The following is a 12,102-nucleotide window of genomic DNA, read 5'->3' on the forward strand; positions in this document are numbered from 1 at the left end:
AATTCTCACCATTCCTTTATAGACTTTTTGCTTTTATTCGGTGCCGGGCGGTCTTATTCCTTTATTTACCCTAAGTTTTTTCAGCTTTAATAGCCTAAACAGATTAGGCGTCAAATGAGATTAATTCTTCTAATATATGCCTGATACACTACAGCAAAGATTGGCCGATGGAGAACTGCCGGACTTAACTGCGGCGGCCTTTCCAACAGCCGCCAGCAAAGGATATGCTTTCAGCCAGCGCTATTTCAACCTGCCACACCCGTAATTGTTCCAGCACCTTTTCCATGGCCGGCCCAACCTTGCCGCTGATCAGCGGCGACAGCTCCAGGCCAGGAGCTACGCAGGCCGGCTGAATACCGAAAATCACCATATCCTTAACCGGCTTTTCCAGCATTTCCAACGCCGCCAGCACTTCCTGCAGCCCCAGTTCATGCAAGGAAAGGCTCGATCCGAAATAAGCCGCTATCTCGTTTGCTGTAAACTGATAAAATTCTCCCGGCGCCAGCGTTCCGGCTACTGCGTCTACAATGATCAGCTTATCGGTACCCTTTAAATAGGGTAATAGGCCTAAGCCGAGTGTACCGCCATCCAGAACCTCGACATTTTGAGCAAAATTGTAGGTTTTGCCAAGCTCCTCAATAACCCTGACCCCAAAGCCTTCATCCTGCAGCAAGATATTCCCTACCCCGAGTACTGTGATTTCCGGCATTGTCCATCCTCCTTGCCCGCCTGTTCAGGAACACATATCATAATCCTAGTATACTCAACCCCGCAATTTTCATTAGCAGCGCCGGCACAATGCAAAAAAGGCGTCCCGCCCGCCTTACGCAGGGACACCTTTCGATTGCCTAAAAGCTAAACACTAGATATTGGCCCGCAGGCGATATAAAACGCGCAGGAGCGCCCTATCATGCGGTTGGCATGTACAGGCAGCACCCCTGTGTTGTTTGTTATTTCGCGCCATTCAAGGCGGCACTTATCTCTGCGCGGGGCCGGTAACCGACAATCCGGTTGACTTCCTGGCCATTCTTGATTACCAGAAGGGTCGGAACACCCATCACATTGTACCGGCTAGCCAGGGTTTGATTCTCATCAACATTGACCTTAGCCACAACGGCTGTTCCGGCATGCTGATCAGCCACTGCCTCGACTTCCGGCCCAACCAATTTGCAAGGCCCGCACCACGGAGCCCAAAAATCAACCAGAGTGGGTTTATCTGCTTGTAAGACCTTCTCATTGAAATCGTTTTCACCATTAATATTAATTACAGCCATATCATCCAGCCTCCAATCTATTTTCGTTAGTATGAATCAAAACCTTCAAATTAACTCTTGGCAATTCTCTAATTCTATTTTAGAAAATATTGCAAAGAAAGTCAATATTTTTTATAAATTAGCTATAATTATCTTCGGATAATTATTATTTATTACATGATATATCAAGGATTTCGTTGAACCAGGTAAATAAGCAGAATAATAACAGCGCATACCCCTATTATGACCGGCAGTGTCAGCAAATAGGCCGGAACATTTTGATACAAGCCGTATAAGCCAAACAAAATGAAAATCAGCGCGGCAAACCATTTGACCAGTCTGTCGGGAATTTTTTTGCCTAAGACAATACCGATCAGGATGCCGATGCCGTCGGCAACCATCATACCGGCCGTAGTCCCCAGCCATACCGGCAGTATTGTATTGAATCTGGCTGCCAGAGCAACAGTTGCCAGCTGTGTCTTATCACCCATCTCGGCAATAAAAAACGCAATCGCTACTGTCCAGAACGGACTATAGGACGTTTTCTCGGTCGTATTGTCCAGCTTATCACCCCGGATGGTCCAAAGGCCGAATAAGATAAAGGCGGCGGCGGCGGCGATTTGGACAACGTTCATTGGCACAAATTTAGTTAAATACACACCAAGTACCACGGCCAGCAAATGATTGAAAATGGTTGCCGCCAGCACGCCCCACATGACCGTTTGCCAGCGATAACGGGTAGCAAACGCCATCGCCAGCAATTGGGTCTTATCTCCCATTTCAGCTAAAACGACCGCCAGCAAAGATGTGATAAAGGCCAACATAGATTCCTCCGCTAAGACAGATTAGCTGTAAAAGCATGTTGTTAGTTTGCCTTAATACCTGCTGAATATTACATGAATTTAAATACAGCCATACAAAACTTTCGGCTTGATGCCGGTGCGCTTTTTTATTTACATACTGCGAAAACTTTGCCATAATAATCAATAGATCTGCCATAATAATCAATATAATCAGAAGGAGGACTGCCCGCAATGAAACTTTTTGATGCCATCAGCGACAGACGATCAATTAGAACCTATACAGCAGCAGCTGTGGAAAAGCCGGTAATTGAACAATTGCTGAAAGCCGCCGTACAGGCGCCAAGCGCTACCAATTCCCAACCCTGGGCTTTTGCCGTTATTCAGGATACAAACCTCTTGCAGCAACTCTCCGGTCAGGCCAAAGCCTTTTTATTAAAGCAGCCAAGACAAGACCCGGCGTTGGACAACTACCGTTCCCTGTTAACCAATCCCCAGTTCAACATTTTTTATAATGCCGGTACCCTCATTATTATTTACGCCAGGCAAATACGGCTTAACGCTGTCGAAAACTGCAGTTTAGCAGCGCAAAACCTGATGCTGGCAGCTCATGGCCTGGGTCTTGGCACTTGCTGGATCGGCTTTGCCACTCCCTATTTGAATCAGCCTGAGGCCAAACAGCAGCTGGAAATTCCCGCTGCCTATACTGCGATAGCGCCAATGATCACCGGTTATCCCCAAACAGTGCCTGCAGCCAAAGAAAAACAACCGCCTGAAATCATCGTTTGGCACTAATTCGCACGCTCTTTTAAGCGCACAAAAAAACCAGCAGATAAAAATCTCCTGGTTTTTTCCTATGTTATGAGTATTCAATAAGCCGAGTTCTGTACCGCAAAGCTGCGGTGACGATCATCTATCTAGGCTGCCAGTTGCCTGACAGCTCCAGCGACACAACCCGGAAGGCTCAGCGGGCCGCTTCATCCCTTCCCTATTTGGTCTTGCTCCAAGTGGGGTTTACCTAGCCAGTCAGTCACCTGACTGCTGGTGCGCTCTTACCGCACCGTTCCATCCTTACCTGATATTCATCAGGCGGTCTGCATTTCTGTGGCACTTTCCCTGAGGTCACCCTCGCTGGACGTTATCCAGCACTCTGCCCTGTGGAGCCCGGACTTTCCTCGAATGACTAAGCACTCGCGATCATCTTTCCTACTCACAACATTATTTGTTAGCTGGACTATTATAATACCATTACCATGGGCTAAAGTCAATAGCTATATACTGGAAAAGCCCACTTCATCCTTGCCTGCCATCGCCCGCCGGATTGCTTTAACTTTGGCCGGAATATCGGCAGCGCCGACAATATCGGTAACAATGGCGCAAATCCTGGCGCCATGCCTGCACACTTCGGCGACATTATGTTCTTTTATTCCGCCAATGGCGACAAACGGCAAATTTATGTTTTTCGCTACAAATTCCAAATACGGCCAGCCAACCGGCTGACCAACATCCTTTTTTGTTTGCGTGGCAAAAATCGGACCAACGCCGATGTAGTCCACAACGCCGCTCCTAACGGCGGTTTCAGCCTGAACCGGCAGATGGGTGGATAAACCAATGAGCATTGAATTGCCTACCAGCCGCCTGACTTCCTTGGGCGGCAAGTCTTCCTGACCGATATGCACGCCATCAGCGCCTACGGCAATGGCCAAATCAATATGATCATTGACAATAAACGTTACTCCGGCCTGCCTGGTTTGCTCGCGTATTTTCAGACACTCCTGATACATATAAAATGCTTTCTTATTCTTCTCCCGGTATTGAATGACTTTGATCCCCGCGGCAATCATTTGGTTTACAACCTCTATATTGCTGCGGCCCAAAGAGTACTCCTCAGCAGTCAGCCCGTAAATATCGCTTTCCATAAAGTTTTTTAATCCACTGCGTGGCTGCACTTACATCACCCCATTCACCATTATCCTTAAACTTATCATCTTTTACGCTTCCAGCGCCTGCCAGTCCTTGTAGAGGGGCTGATAGTCATTCGCATACAGCATTTCGGCCATTTCAACCACACTGCGTCCGTCCGATATTTCAAATTGTCCGACATTCTCGGTATCCACCCTGCCGCCAACTGCCGTACATACGCCGGCGGACATTTTGGTTACGCCAAGCTTTAATAAATTATTGCGCAATTCAGCGCTTTCCCGGGTTGATACGGTGATACCCCCGCGGGGCATAAACAGCCTGAAGGCGGTGATATATTGCACTAAATTGCGGTCACTCACCACCACTTTGGGCGGATAACCGCCCAGATGCGGACGCATCCTGGGCGGCGATATGCTTACTTCAACCTCAGGATACCTGCTTTGCAGGTACTCAGCATGCAAACCGGTCAAGAACGCTTCAGACCGCCAGTCATTGAGACCAATTAAAGCCCCGATATTTACTGTTCTCATTCCTGCTTGGCAAGCCCGTTCCGGGGCATCAAGACGGTATTGATAGTTGCGCTTGGGACCCGCCGGGTGAAGCTCGGAATAGATAGCGGCATCATAGACTTCCTGATAAATCGTCAATCCGTCCACGCCTGCGGCAACGGTCTGCGCATATTCCTGCTCAGTAAGCGGATACACTTCAATTCCAATGCAGGTAAAATATTTCTTCAATATATCTACACAATCAATAATGTAGGAGACCGGCGATTGCGACTGGGATTCTCCTGTAAGAATCAGCAAATGCTTTAAGCCGGTCGCCGCAATGATCTTCGCTTCCGCCTCCACCTCAGCCGGGGTAAGCTTCTTTCGTTCAAGTTTGTTTTTAATATTGAAGCCACAGTATAAACACTGATTTACACAATAGTTTGCCAAATACAGCGGGGTAAACAGCAGCATCGTTTTTCCGAAATGCTGCTGTGTTAAATGATTGGCCCTGCGGGCCATAGCTTCCAGGTGCCGTTCGGCGCGCGGCGACAGCAGCGCCAGATAATCCAGAACCGCTAACCGGTTCTTGCCGATAATTCTTTGAATATCGTGGTCAGTCAGCCTGGCAAAAAAACCGTCATAGTCAAATTGACGAAACTTATCCACTTCAGCCAAAAAAGACATACGCGCCCCTCCATTATCCTTGATTAATCGTGTAAAAACCCGGTTAAGGGCGATGATGCGCTGGCATAATCGCTGACAGCCCCGGGCCCGGCGCGAAAGGCTGTGCGCCCGGCTTCGGCGGCCAGGCCAAAAGCCCGCCCCATTGCCACCGGATCGTTAGCGGTTGCCACGGCAGTGTTTACCAATACTGCCGCAGCCCCCAGCTCCATCGCTTCAGCGGCGTGTGAAGGCCGGCCGATGCCGGCGTCAACAATCACCGGCACGGAAAGCTCCTCAATTAAAATTTTGACCAGTTCTTTGGTTTTCAAGCCACGATTGCTGCCAATCGGAGCGCCCAACGGCATAACAGCCGCCGCTCCCGCTTCGACCATTTTTTTTGCTGCCATCAAGTCAGGACTCATATAAGGCAGAACGACAAAGCCTTCGGCTGCCAAAACTTCCGTCGCCTTAATGGTTTCGAAGTTGTCAGGCAAGAGATAGCGATGATCGGAAATCACTTCAATTTTAATCCAGTTGCCGCACCCCATCGCTTGGGCTAAACGGGCAATCCGGACTGCCTCCTGCGCATTACGGGCCCCTGAGGTGTTGGGTAGTAAAACACATTCCTTAGGAATACAGGCAGTAATATTTTCTTCACCCTGTTCCAGATCAACCCGCCGCAGAGCTACAGTGACAACCTCCGCTCCTGAAGCCGCAATCACTTGCGGAATCATTTTATTTGCAAATTTACCTGTACCCAAAAACAACCGGCTTTTTAATTCACGCCCGCCAAGTCTCAACACATCCTGCATCATCCTCAGCCTCCACCTACAAAAGTTAATATTTCCAATTGATCGGCCTCGTTTAAAACAACGGTTTCCCATTGGTCTCTGTTAATAATTTCAGCATTATGTTCAACAATAATCCGCTCCGGAATCAGACTCCGTTCTGCAACATATCCTGCAATCGACAGACCATCGGCGATCTCCACTTCACGGCCGTTTACCAGCAACCGCATCCTCATCAGCTCCTAAAAAATTAAAGCGCTCCCGAATAGGTTCAGGCGCGCTTATTTACCTTTCCTACGCGGGCATTATCCCGATCAGGTTAAGAGGTCTGGTGCTTAAAGCCCACTCTCAGCCCATAACATGAGCTCCCCCGGCAAACTTATGTAATTTTATAAATCCATATGGATTACATTTATTGTATAACGAATGATTGGTACAGTCAATAAAGTTTACTCACAAAACCACCTGAAAAACATCCCGGCCAAATTGATCTGCGTAAAAATCCACTGACCATCTGCCTGCTGCAGAGCATTCCCGCAGATATTCGATAACAGCCTCTACCACCGGCGCCTCGGTTGCATAATGGCCGGCGTCGATTACGGCAATGCCCAGTGCTAGTGCATCCTGCGCTTCGTGGTACTTAAGATCGCCGGTAATTAAGGCGTCTGCACCCATAAAAGCCGCTCTTTTGATTAAGCCTGCCCCGCTGCCGCCGCAGACGGCAACCTTATGGATTAGTTGCTTCAAATCCCCCGACAAACGAATCTGACTAAGCCCCAGCGACTGCTTAACCGCTCTCGCAAAATCCGCCAGGCAGACTTTCTCCGCCAAATGGCCGATTCGCCCCAAACCTAATTCCCGACCTGAATTGTTCAAGGGATAAAGATCGTAAGCCACTTCTTCATAAGGATGACTTTTCAGCATGGCTTTAATTACTCTATTGCTGATTTTCGCCGGCAGGATCGTTTCCAGCCTGAATTCCGGCACCTGGGCCAGTTTGCCTGTTTCGCCAATAAAAGGGTTTGTCCCGGATGCCGGTAAAAAAGTACCGACACCTTCAGTCCGGAAAGTAGAGTGACTGTAATTGCCGATATGGCCGGCGCCCGCCTGCGTAATTGCGGCCTGAACCTGTCCCACCTGCTCTGTTGGCACAAAAACAACCAGTTTGACCAGTTGCTCACGATAGCTATTGGTTAATGGCCCAATGTTTTCAAGTTGCAATTTCCGGGCCAGAACATCATTTACACCGCCATTGGCAATGTCCAGATTCGTGTGGGCGCACAGGACGGCCAGATCAGCTTTGATCACTTTTGTCAGCAGCTTTCCCGGTGCAGAATCGGTGCGTAAATGCGTTAAAGGCTTGAAAATCAGTGGATGATGAGCAATAATCATATTGACGCCATTGGCTATGGCCGTATCAACAACCTGCTCGGTGACATCAAGGCATACCATTATCCCATTGATCTCCTGAGCCGGACTGCCGGCCAGCAGTCCCACATTATCCCAGTCTTCCGCCAAATAACGCGGCGCCAGTTTATCCATGGCTTCAATAATTACCTGGCATTTTACAGACATGCTAACCTCAACTCCAATTCTTTGATTTTTAAATTGTACCGGCCGTACTTTTCCGTACCCCTGGCTTGATCGCTAATTCCCATTGCCAGCAAAACCCGTTTCGACTGGGCAATCAAATTTCCAATATGCTCCCGCAATAATGGCGGGCGCTTACACCACAAAACCGGACCGATCTCATATAATATTGGCGCGAAACTATCACTAATACCCGGCCTGGCAGCGATAATCTCATATAACCGGCCGTCGTCTTTGACCAACGCTTCATCATAAATCGTCCAATCATGCTCAACAAACCAGTGACGGACAACGGCGGCAGCGTTCATTGGCTGAACTATGATTTGCGACAGCGCATCGACAACTGCCGGCGCTTCCGTCAGGATATCGGCAATTGTGCCGCCCCCCATGCCGGCAATGACTGCGACATCAACCTCCAAAGGCGCAATGACGGACAGACCGTTGCCCAGACGTAATGTTATTTGACCTTCAAGCCCGGCCTGCTTAATCGTCTCCTGCGCCATCCGGTAAGGACCGCGGTTTAGTTCTCCGGCAACTGCAGCTGTAATTGTTTTCCGGTTCAGTAAAAACATTGGCAAATACGCATGGTCGGTGCCGATATCGGCTAACCTGGAATTATCCGGCACCATTGCGGCAATTGCCGCAAGCCGCTCACCCAGCTTCAAAAGTACCACCCCATAACCAAATCGTTTTCTTATTATCTTCTCCCATATTGGTATGGAAAAAACGACGGCTTAAGCAAAGCTTTCAGCGGCGCGTCGCCGCCAGTTGATCTTTCTATCCGTACAAAAAATGCAAAGCATATGCTTTGCATTCATTTTATCAATGGTGGGCGATGACAGGATCGAACTGCCGACATCCTGCTTGTAAGGCAGGCGCTCTCCCGGCTGAGCTAATCGCCCGTTTGGATTTTGGATATTAGACTTTGGATTTTGGACCTCCACCTAACATCTTCCTTATTTATCGTCAGACCTGTCTAATGAATTTATCCAATAGCCAAGGCCCAACATCTAATAGCTGATTTGGTGACCCGTGGGGGAATCGAACCCCCGATACCGCCGTGAAAGGGCGGTGTCTTGACCGCTTGACCAACGGGCCGTATAAAATTGGTGGGCCCACCTGGGTTCGAACCAGGGACCAGCCGGTTATGAGCCGGCTGCTCTACCACTGAGCTATAGGCCCAAAAAATAGTGAAGGCAGCAAACTTAGAGCTGCCGGTATTTTGTATTGGCTCCTCGAGTAGGACTCGAACCTACGACCGATCGGTTAACAGCCGATTGCTCTACCAACTGAGCTATCGAGGAATATCGTCAACGAATACTATTATAGGACAATCAAAATGTTATGTCAAGAACTTTTTCAATGATTTGAAAAATAACTTCCTGCCCGCCGATCGGGCAACCACTGGCGTCCTATCTGTATAAATCGCTTAATTCAAGAAGCCTACACTGTTCATTATTCTAAGAAATCTTTAAGCTTTTTGCTCCTGCTAGGATGCCGGAGCTTACGTAATGCTTTTGCTTCAATCTGCCTGATACGCTCTCTGGTAACACCAAAATGCTGGCCTACTTCTTCCAATGTTCTGGCCCGCCCGTCATCCAGGCCGAATCTCAGCCGCAATACTTTTTCTTCCCGCGGGGTAAGAGTTTCCAGAACTTCCTCCAGTTGCTCTTTTAACAGCATAAATGAGGCGGCTTCCGCCGGCGCCGGGGCATCCTGGTCTTCAATGAAATCACCCAGATGGGAATCTTCTTCTTCGCCAATTGGCGTCTCTAACGACACCGGTTCCTGGGCAATCTTCATAATTTCGCGCACCCGGTCCACACTGATATCCATTTCACGGGCAATTTCTTCCGGTACAGGCTCACGCCCCAGTTCCTGCAGCAATTGCCGGGACACCCGGATAAGTTTATTAATCGTTTCCACCATATGCACGGGAATCCGAATCGTTCTGGCCTGGTCGGCAATCGCTCTCGTGATCGCCTGGCGAATCCACCAGGTGGCATAAGTACTAAACTTGTAACCCTTATTGTAATCGAACTTTTCGACAGCCTTAATCAAACCCAAATTGCCTTCCTGGATTAAATCTAAAAACAGCATTCCCCTGCCGACATATCTTTTGGCAATACTGACCACTAAACGCAGGTTAGCTTCAGCCAGCCGCCGCTTAGCTTCCTCATCGCCGTTTTCCATCCGCTTAGCCAGCTGAATCTCTTCATCAGCAGTCAGTAATGGCACCCGTCCAATTTCCTTAAGATACATTCTAACCGGATCATCAATACTAATTCCTTCAGGAATAGATAAGTCAATATCAACTTCTTCAGGAGTAACCTCTTCCATATCGGAAATATCCGGATCATCCAGCGTTTCAACATCGGGAATCTCATCAACGATTTCAATTCCCTTGCTTGAAAACACTTCATACATGTCGTCAATCTCATCAGGAGATAAGTCTTCGCTTTGGAGAGTGTCCATGATTTCGCCGTAGGTAATTACGCCACCACGCTTTTTACCTTTATTTAATAATTTATCTACATTATCATTTGATATATTTTTTTTCTCAGTCATTTTGCTCCCCTCCTCCCCGTGGCTGCCGCGACTAAAGGATTTGCTCCAGTTAGCTTATGAATAATGTAATTTGCTAATTTCATGTTTTATTCGCTGACTTTCTGCTAATTCCTGCAGAAAGCGACTATCCCCCATGCGTTCTAATTCATCAGCCTTCAGCCGATGTTGCTCATACAGATGCTTCAGGCCGGCAAGTCTGATGGTTTTGATGCAATCATCAATCTCCCTGGAAACATCGGTATTTTGTATATCTATCAATAAAATATGCGATAATTCGGTATTTGCCGCCTCATTCAACGTCATCGACAGCGTATAGTCCTGCAAATTTTTCCCCAGATGATGCGCATCAAAGAATAGTTTTATTATTTCGCGATGTTGTTCGCCTTGAAATTCTTCAACACTCAATTGCGCTTGAATATATGGTATAATAGTATCATCTTCCCAAATCAACCGGATAATATGTCTTTGAGCTTGTATTAGCGCACTATCAATCGTTTTAGATAGTGATACCACTTTTATAGTTTTCCCCATTTTTACATTTTTATCCTTTTGGGATTGGGCTAAAAACTTGCCGACTTCACTTCTTATCGCACTTTCATCAATGCCTAAGCTTTGTGATATCCGGGCAATATAGGCGTTTACTTCAACTGCATTATCGGCCTCCGCCAAAGCTGGAACTACCCTGGCTACCACTGCTACCTTACCTTCCAGATTGGAATAATCAATTTCCTGCAAAGCCTGTCTGACCTGGTAATCCAATAATGGGGCAGCCTCATCAATTAAAGTCTGAAAAGCGGCGGCGCCATGTTTGGCGATAAACTCATCAGGGTCCTTGCCATCCGGAATGGAAATCACCTTTACTGCGGCGCCAAGATTGCGCACAATCGCCAATGCCCGCATTGTCGCCATTTGTCCGGCTGCATCACTGTCGTAAGCAAAAATAAATTCGTCTGTGTATCGCATCAGTTGTTTAGCCTGCTCGACAGTAAACGCAGTACCCAAGGACGCAACAGTATTATTTATGCCGAAAATGCGGGCTGTAATTACATCCATATACCCTTCGACAACAACCGCCTTACCTGTTTGACGAATAACTTTATGAGCACTGTCAAAGCCGAAGAGCATATTTCGCTTATTAAAAATCGGCGTTTCAGGCGTGTTTAAGTATTTAGGCTGACTATCATCCATTACCCTGCCGCCAAAACCGGCGACTCTGCCCCGCAAATCACAGATGGGAAAAATGATTCTATTCCTAAATCGGTCAAATACCCCCGAACCGGACGTACGCTCAACTGCCAGGCCTGCTTTAAGCATAACTTTCGCTTCAATACCACGCTCAGTAAATGCTGTGGACAATTTATCCCAGGCTTGAGGTGCAAAACCCAGCTTAAAAGCAGTAATCATTTCATCGGAAATGCCTCTGCGGGCTAAGTACTCCCGCGCAGGCTTGCCATAACTTGTTTTTGTCAGACAGGCATGAAAAAAATCTCTGGCCAGTACATTTGCCTGCCACAGTTTAGCCAGTTCTTTTTCCCTGGCAATTTCCTCTGCTGACTTTTCCTTTTGCGGTAAGGGAATATTCAGCCGCCGGGCCAGAATTTTTGCCGCATCCATAAATACAACGTTTTCAATTTTCATTAAAAAATTAAAAACGTTTCCTCCGGTATGACAACCAAAGCAATAAAAAAAGCCCTTATCTGGAGTAACTGAAAACGACGGGGATTTTTCCTGATGGAACGGACAACAGCCCCAATAATTTTTCCCCTTCTTTTTCAAAGGAACATAGTCCGATATAATGCTGACAATATCACTTTGCGAGCGCAACCTTTCAATAAACTCATCGTAAGCTGTATCTTTCATAAGTTCACCCTTTATAGCGCCCTGTATACCAATGATTTTCATTACATTATAGTACAAAATTAAATGATATATACATTACTACACTACATTTCATGATTTCGCTGTTTTTTTTAAATTTCCTGCTTCATGCAAGCTCGCAACCAGCGAATACCCGATTTAATTATCA

At 47.4% G+C, this 12,102-nt stretch carries 12 protein-coding genes, 4 tRNA genes, 1 other RNA gene and 1 riboswitch; of the genes, 1 reads left to right on the forward strand and 16 read right to left on the reverse strand.

From position 1 onward, the window contains the following. Positions 1 to 184: 184 nt before the first annotated feature. The 3 genes from BLR06_RS03650 to BLR06_RS03660 form a co-directional block, all read right to left on the reverse strand. Entirely contained in the window at positions 185 to 709 is a 525-nt protein-coding gene (locus BLR06_RS03650) for a HyaD/HybD family hydrogenase maturation endopeptidase (protein ID WP_092068418.1), read from the reverse strand. Positions 710 to 950: 241 nt separating this feature from the next. Further along, positions 951 to 1,274: a thioredoxin gene (trxA, locus tag BLR06_RS03655; protein WP_092068421.1), complete on the reverse strand. Its 324-nt coding sequence runs from the start codon at positions 1,272 to 1,274 to the stop codon at positions 951 to 953. Between the two features lie 164 nt (positions 1,275 to 1,438). Next, a complete protein-coding gene (locus tag BLR06_RS03660) occupies positions 1,439 to 2,077 on the reverse strand; it encodes a TMEM165/GDT1 family protein (RefSeq protein WP_092068424.1) in 639 nt (212 codons plus the stop codon). Positions 2,078 to 2,287: 210 nt separating this feature from the next. Between BLR06_RS03660 and BLR06_RS03665 the strand changes: the two genes are divergently transcribed. Beyond that, entirely contained in the window at positions 2,288 to 2,848 is a 561-nt protein-coding gene (locus tag BLR06_RS03665) for a nitroreductase family protein (RefSeq protein WP_092068426.1), read from the forward strand. A gap of 63 nt (positions 2,849 to 2,911) precedes the next feature. Here the strand turns inward: BLR06_RS03665 and rnpB are convergent. From rnpB to dnaG, 13 genes are all read right to left on the reverse strand, one after another. Continuing rightward, an RNA gene (gene rnpB / locus BLR06_RS03670) (RNase P RNA component class A) lies at positions 2,912 to 3,266 on the reverse strand. Between the two features lie 58 nt (positions 3,267 to 3,324). Beyond that, positions 3,325 to 4,002, reverse strand: a complete 678-nt coding sequence (thiE, locus tag BLR06_RS03675; protein WP_245698004.1) for a thiamine phosphate synthase — start codon at positions 4,000 to 4,002, stop codon at positions 3,325 to 3,327. A gap of 42 nt (positions 4,003 to 4,044) precedes the next feature. Further along, on the reverse strand, positions 4,045 to 5,151 hold the full coding sequence (gene thiH, locus BLR06_RS03680) for a 2-iminoacetate synthase ThiH (protein ID WP_092068429.1): 1,107 nt from the start codon (positions 5,149 to 5,151) through the stop codon (positions 4,045 to 4,047). A gap of 23 nt (positions 5,152 to 5,174) precedes the next feature. Beyond that, complete coding sequence (locus BLR06_RS03685) at positions 5,175 to 5,942, reverse strand: thiazole synthase (protein WP_092069836.1); 768 nt, start codon at positions 5,940 to 5,942, stop codon at positions 5,175 to 5,177. Between the two features lie 5 nt (positions 5,943 to 5,947). After that, complete coding sequence (thiS, locus tag BLR06_RS03690; protein WP_173812579.1) at positions 5,948 to 6,148, reverse strand: sulfur carrier protein ThiS; 201 nt, start codon at positions 6,146 to 6,148, stop codon at positions 5,948 to 5,950. A 43-nt stretch (positions 6,149 to 6,191) separates the two neighbouring features. Further along, a riboswitch (TPP riboswitch) is annotated at positions 6,192 to 6,300 on the reverse strand. A 71-nt stretch (positions 6,301 to 6,371) separates the two neighbouring features. Beyond that, positions 6,372 to 7,493: a Nif3-like dinuclear metal center hexameric protein gene (locus BLR06_RS03695; protein ID WP_092068435.1), complete on the reverse strand. Its 1,122-nt coding sequence runs from the start codon at positions 7,491 to 7,493 to the stop codon at positions 6,372 to 6,374. Further along, complete coding sequence (locus BLR06_RS03700) at positions 7,484 to 8,173, reverse strand: tRNA (adenine(22)-N(1))-methyltransferase (RefSeq protein ID WP_092068438.1); 690 nt, start codon at positions 8,171 to 8,173, stop codon at positions 7,484 to 7,486. Before BLR06_RS03700 ends, BLR06_RS03695 begins: the two co-directional genes overlap by 10 nt. 161 nt (positions 8,174 to 8,334) lie before the next feature. Next, a tRNA-Val gene (locus tag BLR06_RS03705) sits at positions 8,335 to 8,410 on the reverse strand. Positions 8,411 to 8,531: 121 nt separating this feature from the next. Next, positions 8,532 to 8,606 (reverse strand) — tRNA-Glu (locus tag BLR06_RS03710). A gap of 9 nt (positions 8,607 to 8,615) precedes the next feature. Further along, positions 8,616 to 8,690, reverse strand: a tRNA-Ile gene (locus tag BLR06_RS03715). A gap of 46 nt (positions 8,691 to 8,736) precedes the next feature. Next, positions 8,737 to 8,812 (reverse strand) — tRNA-Asn (locus BLR06_RS03720). Between the two features lie 151 nt (positions 8,813 to 8,963). After that, a complete protein-coding gene (rpoD, locus tag BLR06_RS03725) occupies positions 8,964 to 10,076 on the reverse strand; it encodes an RNA polymerase sigma factor RpoD (RefSeq protein ID WP_092068441.1) in 1,113 nt (370 codons plus the stop codon). A gap of 54 nt (positions 10,077 to 10,130) precedes the next feature. Further along, complete coding sequence (gene dnaG, locus BLR06_RS03730) at positions 10,131 to 11,936, reverse strand: DNA primase (RefSeq protein WP_092068444.1); 1,806 nt, start codon at positions 11,934 to 11,936, stop codon at positions 10,131 to 10,133. Positions 11,937 to 12,102: the final 166 nt, after the last annotated feature.

This window comes from Dendrosporobacter quercicolus (assembly GCF_900104455.1).
In the GTDB taxonomy this organism is placed as follows: Bacteria; Bacillota; Negativicutes; order DSM-1736; family Dendrosporobacteraceae; genus Dendrosporobacter; species Dendrosporobacter quercicolus.